The 19,559-nt window shown below is 65.4% G+C and carries 13 protein-coding genes; 7 read left to right on the forward strand and 6 right to left on the reverse strand.

Features of this window, described 5'->3' with window-relative positions; genetic code table 11:
• Positions 1 to 4: 4 nt before the first annotated feature.
• From AC3G2C_RS05390 to AC3G2C_RS05410, 5 genes are all read right to left on the reverse strand, one after another.
• On the reverse strand, positions 5 to 622 hold the full coding sequence (locus AC3G2C_RS05390; protein WP_488383586.1) for a DUF2894 domain-containing protein: 618 nt from the start codon (positions 620 to 622) through the stop codon (positions 5 to 7).
• Positions 615 to 1,262, reverse strand: a complete 648-nt coding sequence (locus AC3G2C_RS05395) for an OmpA family protein (RefSeq protein ID WP_488383587.1) — start codon at positions 1,260 to 1,262, stop codon at positions 615 to 617. The genes AC3G2C_RS05390 and AC3G2C_RS05395 overlap by 8 nt, the downstream gene beginning before the upstream one ends.
• Positions 1,259 to 3,940: a DUF802 domain-containing protein gene (locus AC3G2C_RS05400; protein WP_488383588.1), complete on the reverse strand. Its 2,682-nt coding sequence runs from the start codon at positions 3,938 to 3,940 to the stop codon at positions 1,259 to 1,261. The genes AC3G2C_RS05395 and AC3G2C_RS05400 overlap by 4 nt, the downstream gene beginning before the upstream one ends.
• A gap of 6 nt (positions 3,941 to 3,946) precedes the next feature.
• On the reverse strand, positions 3,947 to 4,657 hold the full coding sequence (locus AC3G2C_RS05405; RefSeq protein ID WP_488383589.1) for a DUF3348 domain-containing protein: 711 nt from the start codon (positions 4,655 to 4,657) through the stop codon (positions 3,947 to 3,949).
• Positions 4,658 to 4,761: 104 nt separating this feature from the next.
• Positions 4,762 to 5,976, reverse strand: a complete 1,215-nt coding sequence (locus AC3G2C_RS05410) for a DUF2252 family protein (RefSeq protein ID WP_488383590.1) — start codon at positions 5,974 to 5,976, stop codon at positions 4,762 to 4,764.
• Positions 5,977 to 6,177: 201 nt separating this feature from the next.
• Between AC3G2C_RS05410 and AC3G2C_RS05415 the strand changes: the two genes are divergently transcribed.
• From AC3G2C_RS05415 to AC3G2C_RS05440, 6 genes are all read left to right on the forward strand, one after another.
• On the forward strand, positions 6,178 to 6,600 hold the full coding sequence (locus AC3G2C_RS05415) for a DUF1801 domain-containing protein (RefSeq protein WP_488383591.1): 423 nt from the start codon (positions 6,178 to 6,180) through the stop codon (positions 6,598 to 6,600).
• Between the two features lie 1,047 nt (positions 6,601 to 7,647).
• The gene (locus tag AC3G2C_RS05420; protein ID WP_488383592.1) at positions 7,648 to 11,496 is read left to right on the forward strand and encodes an ESPR-type extended signal peptide-containing protein; all 3,849 of its coding nucleotides are present in this window, start codon (positions 7,648 to 7,650) and stop codon (positions 11,494 to 11,496) included.
• 444 nt (positions 11,497 to 11,940) lie between these two features.
• Positions 11,941 to 12,141, forward strand: coding sequence for a hypothetical protein (locus AC3G2C_RS05425; protein WP_488383593.1), 201 nt, complete (start codon positions 11,941 to 11,943; stop codon positions 12,139 to 12,141).
• 260 nt (positions 12,142 to 12,401) lie between these two features.
• Positions 12,402 to 13,877: a M20 family peptidase gene (locus tag AC3G2C_RS05430; RefSeq protein WP_488383594.1), complete on the forward strand. Its 1,476-nt coding sequence runs from the start codon at positions 12,402 to 12,404 to the stop codon at positions 13,875 to 13,877.
• A 124-nt stretch (positions 13,878 to 14,001) separates the two neighbouring features.
• Positions 14,002 to 16,356: a TonB-dependent receptor gene (locus tag AC3G2C_RS05435; RefSeq protein ID WP_488383595.1), complete on the forward strand. Its 2,355-nt coding sequence runs from the start codon at positions 14,002 to 14,004 to the stop codon at positions 16,354 to 16,356.
• A 259-nt stretch (positions 16,357 to 16,615) separates the two neighbouring features.
• Complete coding sequence (locus AC3G2C_RS05440) at positions 16,616 to 17,272, forward strand: TetR/AcrR family transcriptional regulator (protein ID WP_488383596.1); 657 nt, start codon at positions 16,616 to 16,618, stop codon at positions 17,270 to 17,272.
• 288 nt (positions 17,273 to 17,560) lie between these two features.
• Here the strand turns inward: AC3G2C_RS05440 and metK are convergent, their stop codons facing one another.
• A complete protein-coding gene (gene metK, locus AC3G2C_RS05445) occupies positions 17,561 to 18,760 on the reverse strand; it encodes a methionine adenosyltransferase (RefSeq protein ID WP_488383597.1) in 1,200 nt (399 codons plus the stop codon).
• 327 nt (positions 18,761 to 19,087) lie between these two features.
• Here metK and AC3G2C_RS05450 point away from each other — a divergent pair, with 327 nt between their 5' ends.
• Positions 19,088 to 19,426, forward strand: a complete 339-nt coding sequence (locus AC3G2C_RS05450) for an FxLYD domain-containing protein (RefSeq protein WP_488383598.1) — start codon at positions 19,088 to 19,090, stop codon at positions 19,424 to 19,426.
• Positions 19,427 to 19,559: the final 133 nt, after the last annotated feature.

Raw genomic sequence — 19,559 nt, forward strand, 5'->3', positions numbered from 1 at the left:
GCGTTTACTCGCTGCGCGCGCGCGCCTTGCTGCGCGGGCGCTTGCGCGGATTGGCCGGTTGTGGGGCGTTGGGGGCGGGCGCGCTGGTGGTGCCCATCTGTTCCAGCCACGCGAGGTCGTCCACGTAGGCGAGGAAGTGTTGCAGATAACCGGGCGATAGCTCGCTCATCAAGGCCATCGAGCGATGCACGAGCGCGCTGGAGTTCAGCGGCCCGGTGGTCTCCGGCACCTGCTTGAGTGAGTCGCGCACCTGGCTGGCGCGGCGCAGGCGAGACCACTGCTGGCGAAAATGATCCAGCGTGGGAATGGCGGGGTAGGCGGCGCGACGTGCGGCGTGTGCGTCGTCGTGGGGCGTATCCAGCACGTGCAGCAGTTCGCTCAAGGCGCTGCCTGTGGGCGTGGCGGTGACGGTCGATGCGGATGCCTCCGCCATGCGTTGCGCGTAGGCCTTCAGTAGCGGCGCAAGCTTGGCTTGCAGCACCTCGCGTGCAGCGCCATCGAGCGCGGCGGCGCGTCGCTCCAGCGCGGCGATCAAATGAAAGCCAAGCGGGTCCAGGCGATCGGCGCCCTGTTCACGCCATGCCTGAAGCAACGCCTGGGCGTCGGTGCCGGCATCACTCATGCGCAGGTGCGGCCTCGGCGCTGGGCTTGGGCATGGGCGCGATTTCCACGCGGCGATTCCTGGCGCGGCCCTCCTCGCTGTCGTTGGCGGTCACCGGCTGCTCGGCGCCAAAGGCGGCGGCGAACACCGATGACGCGGGCACGCCCTCGGCGATCAAGGCGCGCGTGACGGTGAGTGCGCGCTCGGCCGACAGCTCCCAGTTGTCGGCAAAGTGGCGATTGCCGTCGCGCACCTGCTGGTCGTCGGTGAAACCGCTGACCATCAGGATCTCGTTGCGCGACTTGAGGTATTCAGTGAGCGGGCCGGCCAGGCTCTTGAGCAGTTCGCGGCCCTCGGGCTGCAACTGGTCGGAGTTGAGCGCGAACAGCACGTTGCCGCGAATGCCGATGCGGCCATTCACCAGCGTCACGCGGCCGGCGGCCAGCGGCACAGCCAGCGCCTGCTCCAGGCTCATGCGGCGCTGTGCTTCGGCCTGGTGTTGCTTCACTTCCTCGTCCAGTCGGCTGGTGAGCTGCAACTGCACGGCGATCACGCCGACCAGGATCAGCACGAACGCTCCCAACAACACCGACATCAGGTCGCCAAAGGCGGCCCAGATGGGCGTGTTCGACTCGCCTTCGAGCTCGATCTCCTCGTTCATGCCGTTTCGGCCTCGGCCGCGCGTTGCAGGGCGAGCTGCTGCAGGTCATCCATGATCTGCTTCTGCGACAGCACGCTCAGGTCGACCACTTCGCGCGCCTGCGCCACGTAGTAGGCAAGCTGTTCATCGCTGCGGGTGAGCGACTTGTCCAGTGCGCCGGCGATCTGTTCCAGGCGCTCCATCAGCGCCTCGTTGCTCTGGCCAAAGGCCTGCACGGCCGCGCCGAAGGCTTCGCCCAGGCTCGCCACTTCCACTGCGCTGCCGGTGAGCTGCGCGGCGGCGGTGTCGAGCTTGTCGGTCTGCGCTTCGATGTGGTCGGTGAAGCGGGTGCCGACGCGTTCGAGCAGGTCGGCCGAGGTGGTGACCAGTGCATCGACCGCCGTGCGCTGTTCGGTGGAGGCATGATTGACCGCGTCCAACAGGGTTTCCAGCGTGGCAAGCAGGCGGCTGCGTTCCTCCAGCATGGCGGTATCGCGCACCATGCTGTCCGACAGCTTCTGGCGCAGCTCGCCCACCACTTCGGCGGCCACCTTGGGTGCTTCGGACGCGGCCTGCACCAGGCGGGAAATCTCCGCGATGGTGTCGTTGGCCTGAGCCTTCGCCTGCGCCGTGATGCTGCCGGCGGTTTGCTCGAGGGAGTCGCAGATGGCCTGCTGGCGACGGGCGGTGTCTTCGCCGGCCTGCTGCCATTGCTGGCCCAGCGAGGTGGTGAGGGTCTGGAACGTGTCGGACCACAGCGCCAGGCGCTGCTCGTCACGTGCTTCCAGCGCGGCCTGCTGGTCGGTGTGCGACTGACGCAGTTCACTCACCACTTCGGCGGCAAGGCGCGGTGCTTCGGCGGCGGCCTGCGCCAGCTGCGCGATCTCGGCGATGGTGTCGCGCGCATGTGCCTGGGCCTGCGCGGCGATGCTGTCGGCGGTTTGCGCGAGGGTGTCGCAAATGGCCTGTTGGCGACGGGCGGTGTCTTCGCCGGCCTGTTGCCACTGCTGGCCCAGCGCGGTGGTGAGCGTCTGGAACGTGTCGGACCACAGCGCCAGGCGCTGCGCGTCGCGAGCTTCCAGCGCGGCCTGCTGGTCGGTGTGCGACTGGCGCAGTTCACTTACGACTTCAGCGGCCAGGCGCGGTGCTTCCGCGGCGGCCTGCGCGAGCTGCGCGATCTCGGCGATGGTGTCGCGCGCGTGGGCCTGTGCCTGCGTGGCGATGCTGTCGGCGGTCTGCGCCAGCGTGTCGCAGATGGCCTGCTGGCGTTGCGTGGTGTGGTCGCCCGCTTCCTTCCAGGCAGCGCCCAGCGCCTGGCTCAGCTGGTCGAAGCGGTCGCTCCACTGTTGCAGGCGCGACTGGTCACCGGATGCGAGGGCGGCGTGCAGCTGTTGCTGCGACTGCTGCAACTGGGCGATCAAGCCGCTGGCCTGTTGTTCGAAGGCCGCTGCCGATTGCGTGAGCACCTGCTCGTGGTGCGCGGCGAGTGCCTGCTGCGCGGCTTCCTGGCGGGCGATGGATGCCTGCCAGGCATCGGCGGTGCGCGCCGTGCTGGCGTCCAGCCGGCTGGCGACCTGCTCGACCATGCCGGCCGAGCGCTGCTCAAAGCTGGCGGTGAACTGCGCAAGCGCTTCGCGCAGCGCCTGTGCCTGGTCGTGGTTGGCATCGCGCTGCTGCGCGATGGCGCTGCTCCATTGCTCGCCCACCGCGAGCGTGGTGGCGTCGAAGCCGCGGGTGAGCTGGTCGAGCTGTTGCTGCACGGCCTGCGCCACCGTTTCGCGCAGTGCAGCGGTTTCGCGCGCCAGGCCAGCCATGGTGGCTTCGGCGACGGGCTGCAGGGTGGCGCTGGCGGCGCGCGCGCTTTCGGTCACGCTCTCTTTCAGCGAGGCCTCCACCGAGGCGGCCAGGCGCGTGTGCATGGCTTCGGTGCGGCTGTGGAAGGCTTCCTGCTGGGCGAGCTGGCGCTCGTTGGTGGTGGCGCTTTGCTGCTCGATGGTCGCCATCATGCCGTTGAGTCGGTCGATCAGCGTGGGCATCCATTCGGTTTGCTGCTGCAGCAGCTTGAACGCTTCCTCGCGCTGGTGCGCCGGCGAATAGACGCGCAACGTGCTGGCGATCTTGTTGTCCAGTTGCTGCACGGCCTGCGCGCGCTCGCGGCGGCACAGGGCGGCAAGCAGGCCAAGCATGGCCGAGCTGGCGACACCTGCAATGGAGGTGCCGAACGCAAAGCCCAGGCCCTTCACCGGCGCGGCCAGCGAGCTGCGCATGGCTTGCAGGTCGGTGGCGCTTTCCAGCGCGATGCCGGTGCCGCGCAAGGTGGCCATCATGCCGAGCAGGGTGCCCAGCATGCCCAGCAGCACCAGCAGGCCCACCAGGTACGGCGTGAGCGCCGGTGCCGGCAACGCCACGCGCGCGCCTTCCACGCGCTGGCGCACGGCGTTGCGCAGGCTCGGATGCAGGCGGCCAAGCCAGCTGGCCAGGTCGGCCGGGGCGGCGTCCAGGCCGTGCACGGCGGTGCTCAGGCTGGCCGTGGCCTGCCGGTAGCGGAACAGCTCCAGGGCACCGGCCAGGTAACCGGCGGCGATCAACGCGGCAACCGCCGGGCCCAGCGGATTGGTGGACAAATAGCCCGCGCCAATCCAGCACACGGCCACCAGGCCCACGACGAACACAACGAGGTTGAGCAGATTTCGCAGCATGATTTCTCAGTGAGCCGTTCGAAGCGCGGCAAGCAAGGCTTCGATGGGTTGAAAACGAACATCCAGTTCGGCGAGCAACACGCTCTGCATGTCCCTGCGGAAAAGGTCCAGCCACGGGTCGGGCGTGGCGGTGGCCGACGGCGAGGCGTCGGTCGGGTCATTCAATTCGGCTTGGCGCAGGCGCTCGAAGCGCTCGCCGAGCAAGGTGGGAATGCGCCCCAGCAGGCCGTGCTCACGCGGGCTCAGCACTAGATCCATCACCGCATCCACGGCAACCAGGCGCGCGGCGGCTTCGCCCTGCTGGGCGAGCATGTCGCGCAGGCGCCCGCGCAGTTTGCCGGCGGTGGCCTGCATGGCGCGCTGGTGGGTCTGGTAGCGGCGACGGAACACGGCGTAGTCCGTATCTGCCCCCTCGCCATCACTGGCGTTGAGCGCCGGGTCGTGGCGGATGGCGTCGGCCAGTGCCGTGCGCAGGCGAGCGCATTCGGCCGCTTCGGCGCTGTCGAACGCGGGGCCATCGGGCGTGGCGGCGGTCTTGCCGTCCAGCGCCGTGGAAAGCGCAATGGCGTGCGTCCAGTCGAGCCACTGGCTCAACCGGTCCGGAAGGGATTGCCTGGATGGAGAAACCTCCACGTCCGTCAGGCTCGCAAGCAAGCGGATGAACGTGGGGCCACGGACCGCCGCCCGTTGAGCCATCTGCGCCATTCTGTTGATCAAAAAACGACCATTTTACACCGGAACGGGGGGTGCCTGCCCCCTTCGGCCTGCCCACGCCCCAGTCCGGGCGGCCGGGGTTCACGCACGATGCCGGCGCCAGGCGCTCAGAGGCCCAGCGCGTAACGCCGGCAGTGCTCCAGATACGCCTTCTCATGGATGGCCAGCAGGTTCACGGTCTGGGTCCACAGCCAGCCGGGGGCGTCGATGCGGCGCGAGCGCGTGGCGGAGATATCGGCCAGCCACGCGGCGCGGGTGGGGGCGTCCATCTGCCGGCTATGGGCCTTGCCGACCACCGCCGCCAGGTAAAAGGCCGTTTGCAGCGCCTTGCGCTCGTTGAGTTGCTCCAGTTCCAGCTTGAGGTCCTGCGGCAGCAATTCGCGGATAAACACGGCCTTGTGCTGAAACCGGCCCGCCAGCATGCGCTTGCCCAGGTGGGGCGAGAGCTGTCGCGCACCCGCGAGCACGCGCTGGCCGGCTTGTCGCGGCATCGGGCGGTCGGGCGCCGCCGGCGCGTCGGCGGTGACGGCTTGCTTGATGTCGAGCAGGCAGTAATCCGGTGCGTTGCCGTTGTCGGGGGCGATTTCCAGCAAGGCGGCGTAGCGCAGGCGGCCAAGCGAGCTGCAGCCCTTTACCCAGTAGGCGCCATCCAGCAAGCGCACGGCAGCGTCGCTTTCGCGCGAATGCAGCTGGGTCACCAGCTTGCGCACCGGCTCGCTTTGCGCCAGCGCTTTCAATTCGCCGCGCTCGCTGGCGTTGAGTGGCCAGAAGCGCTTGCCCAGCGGGATGCGGGGCGAGCTGTCTTCGATGCGCTCCTTGGCCAGCGTTTGCCAGTTGGCGCTGCGTGAGCGGCGCACGGCGCCGAGCACGGGTTTGGGTGCGGTGAGATCGGCCGCGATATCGAACGCCGGATCGAACGCGTGCCGATAGCCGGCCATGATCTGTTCGAGCATGCGCGCCGTGGTGACGCCGGGCAGGTCGAAGCCGCGAAACGCCGAAGCCAGCGAAAGGCTCAGGCGCACCAGGTCCACCGCGGGGTTGCCGATGACGGTCTGGTCCAGGTCGCGAATCTGCACTTCCACCTTGCCCGCATGATTGGCGAGTGGACCGAGGTTGCCGACGTGGCAATCGCCACAAATCCAGATGCTGGGGCCTTCGGGCATGGCGCCCTGTTCCAGCGCATCCAGCCACTCGTAGAACTTGACGGTGGAGCCGCGCACGTAGCGATGCGAGGAGCGCGCCATCTTCAGATGACGTAGCCGGTTGAGCGTTTCGGCGCGTCGCGCGGGCGTGGTGTATCGCTTCTTCGTGGGGGCTCCCAATGCATCACTCCTTAGCTTGCGCCGTGGCGGCACGCTGCCCAAGCATCGTGGAGCGCAATGTCTGGGCAAGATGAAGGCGATGTCATGGCAACGTTTTGCGTTCATGCGCAAGTTGCTGCGGCAGGGCACAGGGCGTGCCCCTGCGTGCCGTGCATAATGCGCTGCGCAGCAAGATCATTCCGCGAACAGGGAGGGACGCCCATGCAAGCATCGGAACGTATCGACCAGTTGATCGAGGGCATCGACGACTGGCGCGGCAAAACTTTCGCCGCCGTGCGCAAGGCCATCCTCGCCGCCGATCGGGAGATCGTGGAGGAATGGAAATGGATGGGCAGCCCGGTATGGTCGCGCGAGGGCATCATCGCGGTCGCCAACGCGCACAAGGGCAAGGTCAAGCTCACCTTCGACCACGGCGCAAAGCTGCCGGACCCGGCGGGCCTGTTCAATGCCGGGCTGGAGGGCAACCAGCGACGCGCCATCGATTTCTTCGAGGGTGACAAGGTCAACGCTACAGCGCTGAAAGCTCTCGTGCGTGCGGCCATTGCGTATAACCAGGAGCGTGCGATCAAGCGCAAGCGCGCGCCGACCAAGCGTACGAAAGCGCAGCCGGCGGCGGACGGTTGAGGCAAGCAGCCATCGATGCGCGGTCGATGGCGTATGGCTTGAACGTCGGCACGGTTTAATCGCGATGCTGGTGGCCACTTGGCTGGATACGTCGCGCAAGCTGGCCATGGACGTTCAGAGCTGTTGGCAATTGGGTGGCGGTACGGAGGGCTGAGATCGACTTCGATGGAGCCTTCGTCGCGGCATTCGACGGAAAGGTTTGTCGATCGACCTTGCTGCGGTATCGCGGGTCATGAAAACCGAGCTTTCAGTGAACGCACTGGCGGGCGCATTTGCGAAGGCGCCCCAGGTGGTCTTTGCCCTCCGAGTTCCGCGGCGGCACCGTTGGTCGACTCCTGCATCAACGGCTCATCTGTCCAGTTCGATCACCAGAACAAGAGCGTCAGCGTGGTCGTAGGAAACCATGAGGTGTTCGCTAGCGGCGACGCCTGTATCAACCTCGATTCGAAACGAATCACCCGGTCGGCTAAGCCCCATCTAAGCCCCATCTAAGCCTCCCTCGCACGCTGGGATTGCGCCTGTTGCCGCCTGCAACGGGAAGCTGTGCCACGAACCTCTAGGGAAACTCTGATTTTGATCGTCATCCCAGCGAACCCCAAAAAGGGGGCGAGAGCTGGGATCCAGTGCCTATAAATCGCTGAATGTAGAGGTACTGGATTCCTGCTTCCGCAGGAATGACGGACAAGAAGTCGCTTAATCAGAGCATCCCTGGAGGCCTGCTCGTCATCCGAAAAGGCGACCCGTTATGCCATGGGCATTGTCAACGTAAGTGCTCTGATGAAAGCGCCGCAAGCATCACGGATGAAGCATTTGATAGTGGCTCATGCCTGCAAGATGTGTAGGGGAAGGTAATTAGTCCGTGTCCGATAGGTTGACCCAGTCGAGCTAACTACCCTTGGTTCTCGTGGGAGGAAGCCTATGTCGCTTGCTCTTCCCCAGACGCCTCAAAACGCAAAGGCGTCACTTTTCCACGCGAGATCCGGACATGCCCTCCGTCGCATGCGGGTTCTTGCGCCCAAAAAGATGCCTGGCTGGAGCTTGAAGATTATGAATATTTCCTACCGTGTGATTTGGAACGCGACCATCGGCAAGTGGGTGGTTGCCTCGGAGTTGGCCAAAACGAATGGCAAGTCGTCGACCCGCAAAAAGGGCGCCGTGACGCTGTGCGTGGCGGCCTCGTTGCTTGCGCTGCCGATTCAGTTCGCCGCGGCGCAGACGTCCCCCGAAGAACCGGTGTGTGAAAGTTCCGATCTGAATCCATCCTCCGAGTGCGTCGCGCAGCTTTCGAGCGCGAACGGCGCCTTCGCTGGCTTTGCGTCGAGTGCTTTTGCCATGCCGACCGCCGCGGCGATGCTCGATGACACCTATATCAAGGTCAACCCGCTAGCTGGCGGCACCGGCGCCACGGCGTCGGGCAACGGCGCTATCGCCATTGGTACGAACAGCGTGAGCACTGGCAACGGTGATATCGCGGTGGGCCAAGACTCCGTCGCAAAGGGTGGCGGCATCAACGCGACCGCGATCGGTACGTTCGCCTCGGCACAAGGCCAGGGCGCCGCCGCCATTGGTGGCCGCGCCGCCGCGAATGGTGATCGTTCGGTTGCCATCGGTCGTTTCTCTGCCAGCAGCGCGGTGGACTCGACGGCGATTGGTAGTTACGCCACCGTCAACGCAGGCGCCACGAACGCGATTGCCCTGGGTGCGAACTCGGTGGCGGATCGCAGCAATGTCATTTCGATTGGCGCAGCGGGCAATGAGCGCTCCATCGTCAATGTGGCAGCCGGTGTGCAGAACACCGACGCGGTGAATATGTCGCAGCTCAATGCGACCAATACGCGCATGACGACCGCCGAAGGCAAGATCACCGCCGCGCAAGGCGACATTGGCACGCTTCAGGGTAACGTGAGTGGCCTCGATAGCCGCATGACGCTCAACGAAGGTTCCATCACGAACCTTGAGACCAGCATCAACAATGTCACCACGCAGCTCAACAAGGGAACGATTGGCCTGCTACAGCAGGCTTCCGCGGGTGCCAAGTTGACCGTGGGTGCGAATACCGATGGCAGTTCGGTGGACTTTGCCGGCACGGCCGGTGCGCGCGCGCTGACGAATGTCGCCAATGGCGTGGCCGATAGCGACGCCGTAAACATGTCGCAGCTCAACGCCACCAATGCGCGTGTGGACGCGACCGAAACCACGATGCTTGACCTGGATGGCCGCGTGCTCGGCGCCGAAACCTCGATCGACACGCTGAAGGGCGATGTGTCGGGCCTGGATACGCGCCTGGGCACCGCCGAAGGCGCGCTCAGCACCGCGCAGGGTAACATTGGCGCGCTTCAGGGTAACGTGAGTAGCCTCGATAGCCGCATGACGCTCAATGAAGGTTCCATCACGAACCTTGAGACCAGCATCAACAATGTCACCACGCAGCTCAACAATGGCAGCGTCGGCCTGGTACAGCAGGCTTCCGCGGGTGCCAAGTTGACCGTGGGTGCGAATACCGATGGCGGTTCGGTGGACTTTGCCGGCACGGCCGGTGCGCGCACGCTGACGAATGTCGCCAATGGCGTGGCCGATAGCGACGCCGTAAACATGTCGCAGCTCAACGCCACCAATGCGCGTGTGGATGCGACGGAAACCACGATGCTTGACCTGGATGGCCGCGTGCTCGGCGCCGAAACCTCGATCGACACGCTGAAGGGCGATGTGTCGGGCCTGGATACACGCCTGGGTACCGCCGAAGGCGCGCTCAGCACCGCGCAGGGTAACATTGGCGCGCTTCAGGGTAACGTGAGTAGCCTCGATAGCCGCATGACGCTCAATGAAGGTTCCATCACGAACCTTGAGACCAGCATCAACAATGTAACCACGCAGCTCAACAATGGCAGCGTCGGCCTGGTACAGCAGGCTTCCGCAGGTGCCAAGTTGACTGTGGGCGCGGGTGCCGATGGCGGTTCGGTGGATTTTGGTGGCACGGCTGGTGCGCGCACGCTGACGAATGTCGCCAATGGCGTGGCCGATAGCGACGCCGTGAACATGTCGCAGCTCAACGCCACCAATGCGCGTGTGGACGCGACCGAAACCACGATGCTTGACCTGGATAGCCGCGTGCTCGGCGCCGAAACCTCGATCGACACCCTGAAGAGCGATGTGTCGGGCCTGGATACGCGTGTTGTTACGGCGGAAGGCAAGATCACCACCGTGCAGGGCGACGTGACTCTTTTGGATGGCCGCATGGGTGTGGCGGAAGGCACCATCAATACGCTACAGACCAGCGTCGACACCGTCACCGCCCAACTCAATGGCGGCACCGTCGGCCTCGTGCAGCAGGCGGGCGCAGGTGCCAACCTGACCGTGGGCGCCGGTAAGGATGGTTTGGCCGTGGACTTTGCCGGTACGGCCGGCGCCCGCACGCTGAAGAATGTGAAGGCAGGCGAGGAAGATGGCGACGCGGTGAACATGTCGCAGCTCAATGACACCAACGCCCGCGTGGATGCCGCTGATACGGCCATCACCGGCCTGGGTACGCGCATGGATACCGCCGAGGGCTCCATCGGCACGCTGCAGAGCGGCGTGGCCGGTCTGGGCTCGCGGATGGATGTCGCCGAAACGTCGATCAGTGCGGTGCAGTCGAGCATCAGCAACGTCACCAACCAGCTGGCCAGCGGTGAGATCGGCCTGGTCCAGCAGGCGGGCGCGGGCAACAAGCTCACCGTGGGTGCGGCCATCGACGGCGCCGACGTGGATTTTGCCGACAAGGACAACAACACCCGCACGCTGAAGAACGTGACGGCCGGTTCGGCCGACACCGATGCCGTGAACGTGTCGCAGCTGCGTGCCTCGGGCCTGGTCGATGGCAGCGGCGCCCCGCAGGTTGCGCTGACGTATGACAGCCCGAGCTTTGCCTCCATGACGCTGCGCGGCGCCAACGGCACCGTGATCAACAACGTCGCGGCCGGTGCAGTGGCACAGGGCAGCATGCAGGCGGTGAACGGCGGTCAGCTGTATGCCATGCAGCAAGGTCTGCAAACGCAGGTGGATCAGCTGGGTGCCAACGTCACCACGCTGGGCAGCAACGTGCAGACGCAGATGGATCAGTTGAACAACAACTACATCACCCTGGGCGACACGGTGCAGTCGCAGTACGAGCAGCTCACTGCAAACGTCACCACGCTGCAGAACAACGTGCAGTCGCAGTTCGATGCGGCCGGCGATCTGGCCAGTTCGCTGAACAGCCGCCTGAGCTCGATGGAGCAGGATCTGGCCGGCCGTCAGTACGGTGGCAGCGGTTCGGGTGAAGGCAGTGCGCAATTGGGCGCGGGTGCCAACGCCTCTGGCAACAACAGCACGGCGGTCGGCGGCGACGCGAAGGCAAGCGGTAACCAGAGCACGGCGATGGGCAGCGGCGCCGCTGCGTCGGGCAACAGCAGCACGGCGTTGGGCAATGGCGCCAGCGCAACTGCCAACAACGCGGTGGCGTTGGGTGCGGGCTCCGTGGCCGATCGTGACAACACCGTGTCGATGGGCTCGGTGGGCAACGAGCGGCAGGTCACCAATGTGGCGGCCGGCACGCAGCGTACGGATGCCGCCAACTGGGGCCAGGTGCAAGACGCCGTGGGTGGTGTGCAGGATTGGGCCAACAACAAGTTCCACGAGGTCAACCGCCACGTGAATGCTGTGGGTGCCATGGGTGCCGCTTATGGTCAGATGGCCTTGAGCGCTCAGGGTATCAATACGGCGAACAAGGTCGGCGTGGGCGTAGGCAGCATGAAGGGCAAGGCAGCCATTGCGGTGGGTTACAGCCGCCAGCTGGCGCCGAACGTCAACCTGTCCTTCGGTGGCTCCGCATCGGGCAACGACGCGTCGGTCGGCGCGGGCATGAGCATGGGTTGGTAAGCAAGTCGGGTTGAGGTAGAGAGAGCGGCGCCTTCGGGCGCCGTTTTTTTACTACTCAAGCCGGCACAGCAGGTGCCGAGATGCGATGTCTCGCCACGTTACGGGTCACGAAGTGGCGCTGCATGGGATGTGCGGATTCCGTTGGAATACCCAGCGTGGCTCGCGGGTAATCGTCGCCAAGCGGATGGCGCGAGCGCAGATCACGGGCAACAACCAACTGTTACGGAGCGTGCGGCACGGGATCGTCCGGCACGTCGATCCTCACCATCATGCGGCGCGCTGAGTACTTGGCACGTTTCGTCGTGGCCTATGCGACGGTGATGCCGCCGCCCTCCGCTGTGCTCATCCGGTGCGCTCGTGGCCGTTGGTTGCGCGACGGAGGAACGCATTGCGTGCTTTAGCCTGGCGTTACTGACTAGCCTGTCGCACGTCGTCACCCCCACCATGCACGAGACGCCGGGCGTCGCACCCAACGATATCGCCAACGCGTCGGCGCCCGTGCCTATGAACGACCCGGCAACCGGCTGGTCGATGATGGGCGACGCCATCGGTGGCGTCGGCGTGGCCGGAACGTTCGATACGCAAGGGTCGCTGGATCAGTTGCCCGGTCACGGCCAGCACTCGCGCCATCCCACGGATTTGTAGACCGGACTACCGCCGGCGGCGGCCGATCGCTCAGGTTTGTGTTTCGCGGCCCACGGTGCCTAGAAAGCTATATTCCCCAGGCCAGTGCCGCCCCTTGGGCCGGTGCGTTGCCGCTGCGTTGTCGCGCGAGCTTTACCTCCGGCCGCCACTGCTCAGATTTTCGCATTGCGACTCAGCATGCCGGCTTCGTAACGTCGGGTATCGACGTGGTCTTTGCCGCCGGTGCGGCAATCGGTATGCCCTGGGGAGGGTTGGGTCGTATGAAAAGGGTGCTCAAGGCAGCCGTAGGCGGTGTGGTGCTGGTGGTGGTGGCCGTGGTGGCGGTGGTGCTGTGGCGCACCTGGCTGACGCCGCCGCTGGCGGTGGGGGAAAGCCAGGCGGGCTATCGACCGCTCAAGCTGGACGAAGAGCAGGCCGTGGCCCGCTTTGCCGGCGCGGTGAAGCTGCACACGGTATCCACCGGCGAAGCGCCGCCCTCCAGCGAAGATCTCGCGGCGCTGCATGCCTATCTCGCCGAGCAGTTTCCGCGCGTGCATCACGAGCTGCTGGTGGAAGAGGTGGGCCACGGCGGCCTGCTGTTCACCTGGAAGGGGCGCGATGCCTCGGTGCCGCCCATCATCCTGATGGCGCACCAGGACACCGTGCCGGTGGACCCCGATACACGCGCGCGCTGGACGCGCGATCCGTGGTCGGGCGACGTGGCCGATGGCGTGATCTGGGGGCGCGGCGCACTCGACGACAAGGCTAGCCTGGTCTCCATCCTGGAGGCCGCCGAGCAACTGCTGGGCGAAGGTTTCGAGCCCAAGCGCACCATCTACTTTGCGTTCGGCAGCGATGAGGAGCGCGGCGGCAAGGGCGGCGCGGTCGCCATCGTGAACTTGCTCAAGCAGCGTGGCGTGCACGCGCAGTTGGTGCTCGATGAAGGCGGCGCCTACACCAACGGCCTGATGCCTGGCGTAGCGGGCGATCTCGCCATGGTGGGCATCGCCGAGAAGGGCTATGTGTCGGTGAAGCTCAGCGTGCAGGCTGCTGGCGGGCACTCCTCGCAGCCGCCGCCGCAGTCGGCCATTGGCATCCTCAGCCAGGCGCTGACGCGCCTGGAAGCACAGCAGATGCCGGCGCGCCTGGCGCCCACCGCCACGGCCATGTTCGACGCGATCGCGCCCTTGCTGCCGTGGCCTGCACGCATGGCGGTGCGCAACCGCTGGTTGCTGGCGCCGGTGCTGGTCGGCCAGTTGGAGAAGACCCCCTCGGGCAATGCCATGGTGCGTACCACCACGGCCGAAACCACCTTCAATGCCGGCGTGAAAGACAACGTGCTGCCCACCGTGGCGAAGGCTACCGTGAACTTTCGCATCCTGCCCGGGGACACCGTGGCCGATGTGCTGGCGCACGTGCGCCGCGTCGTGGCCGACCCGCGCGTCAAGATCGAGCCAGGCAGCGAACAGAACGAAGCCAGCCCCACCTCGCCCATCGACGGCGAGGGCCTCAAGCTGGTGCGCCAGACCATCCAGCAGGTGTCACCCGGCGTGCCGGTGGTGCCTTATCTGGTCACGGCCGCGACGGACGCATCGCACTACGTGCCGGTATCCACCGAACAACTGCGCTTTGTGCCGTATCACCTCACGCCCACCACCATCGAGCGCTTCCACGGCATCGATGAGGGCATCCCCGTGAGCGACTACCTGAACTGCGTGCAGTTCGCCGCCCAGTTCATGCGCAACGCCGCCGGCTAAGCGCGGGCGGTTTCATCCTAGGGATCTCGGTGCACGCGGGGAGCGTGCGCAGGGGATGCCATGTCCTTGATCCGGGCGATGCGTGGCGTCGCCGACGACCGTACAGCAGCGAGGGGAGAGCACGATGTTGGGCCAAACAACCAAAAGCGGTAAGGCGATGATGCGGCATCCGTTGTGGATGGCACTGTGGATGGCCGGAGCGCTCGCGCCGTGCGTGGCGCAGGCGCAATCCGCGCCGCAAGACGCGGCGAACGCGAGCCCCACCAAGGCAGCCTCCAAGGAGGACGCCACCTCGCTGGGCGCCATCACCGTCACCGCCACCAAGCACGCCACCGCCATCGACAAGACCCCCATCGCCATTACCGCCGTACCGGCCGAAGTGCTGGCCGACAGCGGCGCGGTGAGCATCAACGACATGCTCAAGATGGCGCCGGGCGTGAGCGTGCAGAACGCCGGCGTGGGCCAGTCGCGCATTTCCATTCGCGGCATCTATGCGGCGGGCGAGCCCACCACCGGCATCTACATGGACGAAACGCCCATCAGTGGTTCAGTGGGCACCACCAACGATGCCGGCGGTCACCAGCCGGACCTCAACCTGTTCGACATCGATCGCGTGGAAGTGCTGCGCGGCCCACAGGGCACGCTGTATGGCGCCAGCTCGATGGGTGGCGCGATCCGCCTGATCACCAACAAGCCCGAGTTGGACCGCATGGATGGCAGCGTGGAAGCCGGCTATGCGGTGACCAAGGGCGGCGGGCCTTCGTGGTCCACCAACGCCATGTTCAATCTGCCGCTGATCCAGGACAAGCTCGCCGTGCGCGTAGTGGCGGACAAGCAGGATACCGGCAGCTACATCGACAACGTGGTGCTTCACCGCAGCGATGTCGGCGAGGCCAAGCAGGGTGGCGGGCGCGTGCTGCTGCGCTACCAGCCCACCGACAAGGTGACGCTGGATGCGAGCTTCTCCGACCACACCACCAACGCCGAGCCAAACGTGTGGACGCCGTATCCGGAGCGTTGGGCGCTGCAATCGCAATACCCGGTGGATCTGCCTTCGCGTTATGGCTCGGAGATCGCCACGCTGGTGCCGTATCGCGACCACACCAAGGTGTCCAATGTCACCCTCAACTGGGACATGGATTGGGCCACGCTCACCGCGATCAGCTCGTACTTCGACCGCGACAGCTACTACAGCCAGGATGCCACCCCGCTGTTCCAGTACGCCAAGTACCTGCTGGGCGCGCTCGGCCTTGGGCATGTGTACAACGCCGACAAATACATTCCCTCCTACCTGTACTACCCGGGCCAGACCACGAACTGGTCCAACGAGCTGCGCCTGACCAGCAAGAGCAGCGACACGCTGGAGTGGACGGCCGGCCTGTACGAAGAGCAGCGCAAGAGCCGCCTGTTCAGCGAATACACCTATGCGGACCCGGCCACCGGCGGCCCGCTGTCGCCGTCGAGCATCTTCTTCCGCCGGCGCATCGTGGATGACCTGCAGCAGAAGGCCGCCTATGGCGAGGCCACCTGGCACGTCACGCAGGATCTCAACATCACCGGCGGCTTGCGCTACTACAACTACAGCAAGGACATCACCGGCTACACCGATCTCAACTTCAACTTCCCGCTGATCGGCGGCGGCACCTTGCCGCCCACCACGGTGAGTGCGGGGCAGAGCGGTTGGCTCAAGAAGCTCAACGTGTCCTATGACCTGGCGCCCAACGCCATGGTGTACGCACTGGCGGCCGACGGCATGCGGCCGGGCGGCGCCAATCAGCTGATCAACCTGCCGATCAACCTGACCACCTACAAGGCCGACTCGTTGTGGAATTACGAGTTGGGCATCAAGTCCAACTGGTTCGACCGCAAGCTCTACCTCACCGCCGACGTGTACCAGATCAACTGGCACAACATGCAGGTGAGCGCCATTACGCTGGATGGCACCTCCGAGTTCATCACCAATGCCGGCGCGGCGCGCATGCGTGGCCTGGAGTGGGATGTGCTGTATCGCCCGCTGCCCGGCCTGGATCTCACCGCCAACTTCAACTACATCGATGCGGTGCTTACCCAGGATCAGGCCAACAACACCTACGAGGAGCAGGGCGTGCTGGGCAAGGCGGGCGATCGTGTGCCGAACACGCCCAAGTATGCGGGCGCCGTGGCCGCCGACTACCGCTGGCCATTGAGCGCGGGCCTGGGCGGCATGCTGCGCCTGGACGCCAACTACGTGGGCACGTCCTACTCCACGTTCCGCACCAACGACCCCACCCGCACGCAGATGGGCAACTACACCCTGGTGAACGGGCGCGTGGGCGTGGAAGACGCCAGCGGACGCTGGTCGGCGTATCTCTACGTCAAGAACATGTTCAACAAGCTGGCCTTCGTCTCCACCGGCCTGCAGACCTACTACGCACCGTTCGGCGAAGCCTTTACCGTGCCGCCGCGCACCGTGGGCATCGACGTGAAGTACAACTTCTAAGGATGCTCTGATTTTTGTTCGTCATCCCTGCGAAGCCCCAAAAGTGGGGGCGAAAGCTGGGATCTGGTGTCTGTAAATCCTTAAACGTATAGGCGCTGGATTCCTGCTTCCGCAGGAATGACGAACAAAAGAGCCGATGAGTCGGACCCTCCCTAAAGGCCGATGGCTGGCGTACCCGGCCACCGGGCCTGATGGGACTGGACTTGCGCCAAGCGATGCGGGAGCCTGCGGGGGTTGCCTCAGGTATGCGTGCCCGTGCATGGCCAGTGAAACCCGCCCCAAAGCCGCTCCCAAGCGTCGTGCACCGGCGCAGGCACGCGCGCGGCAAACGCGGGAGCTGATCCTGGAGGCGGCCATCCAGTTACTCGAAAAGCGCGGCTTGCGCGCTTTCAGCACCAACCGCCTCGCGGCGGCGGCGGGTTTCAGCGTCGGCACCATCTACCAGTACTTCGAGAACAAGCAGGAAATCTTCGACGCGCTGGCGCGCCACGAGCGCGACCGGCGCCTGGCGCGCATGACCGAAGCGCTCACCTCGCGCAGCGGCGAAAAGCTCAGCCTGCGCGAGCGCATCCGCATCGTGGTGCGCACCGAATTGCATGCCTTCGACGGGCGCCAGCGTGCGCGAAAGATCATGTTCGACCTCGCCTGGCGCAACGACTCCCGGCGCGACATGGATCGCCCGGTGATCACCCTGGCCGGCATGCTGGAGGCTGGCCAGGTGGCCGATGGCGAAGCGGGCGTGGTGCGGTTGTCGCCGGTGGATGCCTTTGTGCTCACCCAGGCCGTGGCCGGCATCGTGCGCGCCGGGCTGGAGCGCGACGAGCACATGCTGGTCACGCAGGAGTTCGAGGACGCTGTGGTGGAGCTGGTTGCGTCCTTCGTGGAAACGCGGCGGAAGCAGGGCGCCCAGGCTTAGTGGTGCTCTGCTTTTGCTCGTCACTTCTGCGTTCGCAGGAATGACGGCCAAGATCAACGCACCTCTGGGGAAGGTCCGATGAACCGACATTTTGCTCGTCATCCCAGCGAACGCTGGGATCCAGCGCCTGTGAACCCTTGGGCGTAAAAGGCACTAGATTCCTGCGTTCGCAGGAATGACGATCAAAGGCAGAGCATCCCCAGCGCGACGAGTGGCTTTCACCACCGCGCAGGCATAAAAAAACGGGCCGCATAAGCGGCCCGTTTCCTGTTGCGAAGCAAGCGTCGCTTACTTCAGCTTGGCATCGGCGCGCAGCGCTTCGGCCTTATCGGTCTTTTCCCACGAGAAGGTGGAGTAGACCTTGCCATCCGGACCCTTCACTTCCTGCGGGGTGCGGCCGAAGTGGCCGTAGCTCGCGGTCTGCTGGTACATCGGGTGGATCAGGTCGAGCATCTTGATGATGCCGTACGGACGCAGGTCGAAGTGCTTGCGGATCAGCTTTTCGATCTTGTCGTCGGCGATCTTGCCGGTGCCGAAGGTGGTGACCGAGATGGAGGTCGGCTCAGCCACGCCGATGGCGTAGCTCACCTGCACTTCGCAGCGGTCGGCAATGCCGGCGGCCACGATGTTCTTGGCCACGTAGCGAGCGGCGTAAGCAGCCGAACGATCCACCTTGGACGGATCCTTGCCCGAGAACGCGCCACCACCGTGACGGGCCCAGCCGCCGTAGGTGTCCACGATGATCTTGCGGCCGGTCAGGCCGCAGTCGCCCACCGGGCCGCCGATCACGAACTTGCCGGTCGGGTTGATGTGGAACTTGGTGCCCTTGTGCAGCAGCTTGGCCGGCAGCACCGGCTTGAGGATGTACTCGCGCACGGCCTCGACGAGGTCCTTCTGCTTCACGTTCGGGTCGTGCTGGGTCGACAGCACCACCGCGTCGATGGCGGTCGCGACGCCGTCTTCATAGCGCAGGGTGACCTGGCTCTTGGCGTCCGGACGCAGCCACGGCAGCGGCGAGTTCTTCTTCTTGCGGACCTTGGCCTGCTGCTCGACGAGGCGATGCGAGTAGTAGATCGCCGCCGGCATGTAGTCCTTGGTTTCGTTGGTGGCGTAACCGAACATCAGGCCCTGGTCGCCAGCGCCCTGTTCTTCGGGCTTCTTGCGGTCCACGCCCTGGTTGATGTCCGGCGACTGCTTGCCGATCAGGTTCAGCACGCCGCAGGTCTCGCCGTCGAAGCCGACCTCCGAGGAGTCGTAGCCGATGTCGGTGATGACCTTGCGGGTCAGCGACTCCAGGTCAACCCAGGCGCTGGTGGTGATTTCGCCGGCGACGATGGCGACGCCCGTCTTCACCATCGTTTCGCAGGCCACGCGCGCACGCGGATCCTGCGCGATGATCGCATCGAGGACGGCATCGGAGATCTGGTCGGCGACTTTGTCCGGGTGGCCTTCAGAAACCGACTCGGAGGTGAAGAGGAAGTTGCTCATCGCGGGTTATATCCTTCCTTACGGATAGAAAGATGAAAGGGGGTGGCGCATGATACACGGCCTCCCCCCGCTTTGCAGCCTCAGCATGGGGGCCGCACATGACGATTTCATGCCGATTCAGCCATTTGGACGGCTTTTTGGCCCTGCTGGGGCGGCCTGGCGCGATCTCAAGGGCGGCAGGATAGCCCAGCCGGGTCGCAGCGGCGGGGAGCCGGCGGTCGCCGCGGTGGGGTGTCCTGGCAAGCCTCCCGGTGTGTGGGGGATCACCGCGCAGGGCGGGGTGGTCCGCTAATCTATCGGTTTGCATTCCCGGGTTTTGATCGCTGCATGAGTTTTCGCTGGTCGTTGTTGTTGATGTTGGGTCTTTCCTCCCCGATCGCCCTGGCCGCGCCGCCGCCGGCCCACCACGTGCGCCTCGGCACCTACCGCGTGGAGCGCGATGTCACGCCGGGCCGTAACAAGGTGGTGGGCACGCTGACCAATACCGGCCGCACGCCGGTGCACCTCGCCCGGGTGAACTTCACCCTGTTCAATGCCAAGGGGCACGCTATCGGGCGCGCTTCCGACGAGGTGCACGACCTGCAACCGGGCCAGACCTGGAAGTTCCACGCGTTCGCGCGCGGCAATGTGAGCCGCGCCCGCCTGCTACGAGTGGACACCCACTGAGGATGCTCCGGTCTTGATCGTCATCCCGGCGAACCCGCCAAAGGGGCGAGGGCTGAGCTCCAGCGTCTACACGTCATTGAGGATGCTCCGATCTTGATCGTCATCCCAGCGAACGCTGGGATCCAGCGCCTGC

This window comes from Frateuria sp. sgz306004, assembly GCF_057750885.1.

Bases quoted from the DNA above. Each gene is read 5' to 3' on its own strand.
- AC3G2C_RS05390 (WP_488383586.1), bottom strand. From the start codon at position 622: ATGAGTGATGCCGGCACCGACGCCCAGGCGTTGCTTCAGGCATGGCGT.
- AC3G2C_RS05395 (WP_488383587.1), bottom strand. From the start codon at position 1,262: ATGAACGAGGAGATCGAGCTCGAAGGCGAGTCGAACACGCCCATCTGG.
- AC3G2C_RS05400 (WP_488383588.1), bottom strand. From the start codon at position 3,940: ATGCTGCGAAATCTGCTCAACCTCGTTGTGTTCGTCGTGGGCCTGGTG.
- AC3G2C_RS05415 (WP_488383591.1), top strand. From the start codon at position 6,178: ATGCAAGCATCGGAACGTATCGACCAGTTGATCGAGGGCATCGACGAC.
- AC3G2C_RS05420 (WP_488383592.1), top strand. From the start codon at position 7,648: ATGAATATTTCCTACCGTGTGATTTGGAACGCGACCATCGGCAAGTGG.
- AC3G2C_RS05425 (WP_488383593.1), top strand. From the start codon at position 11,941: ATGCACGAGACGCCGGGCGTCGCACCCAACGATATCGCCAACGCGTCG.
- AC3G2C_RS05430 (WP_488383594.1), top strand. From the start codon at position 12,402: ATGAAAAGGGTGCTCAAGGCAGCCGTAGGCGGTGTGGTGCTGGTGGTG.
- AC3G2C_RS05435 (WP_488383595.1), top strand. From the start codon at position 14,002: ATGTTGGGCCAAACAACCAAAAGCGGTAAGGCGATGATGCGGCATCCG.
- AC3G2C_RS05440 (WP_488383596.1), top strand. From the start codon at position 16,616: ATGGCCAGTGAAACCCGCCCCAAAGCCGCTCCCAAGCGTCGTGCACCG.
- metK (WP_488383597.1), bottom strand. From the start codon at position 18,760: ATGAGCAACTTCCTCTTCACCTCCGAGTCGGTTTCTGAAGGCCACCCG.
- AC3G2C_RS05450 (WP_488383598.1), top strand. From the start codon at position 19,088: ATGAGTTTTCGCTGGTCGTTGTTGTTGATGTTGGGTCTTTCCTCCCCG.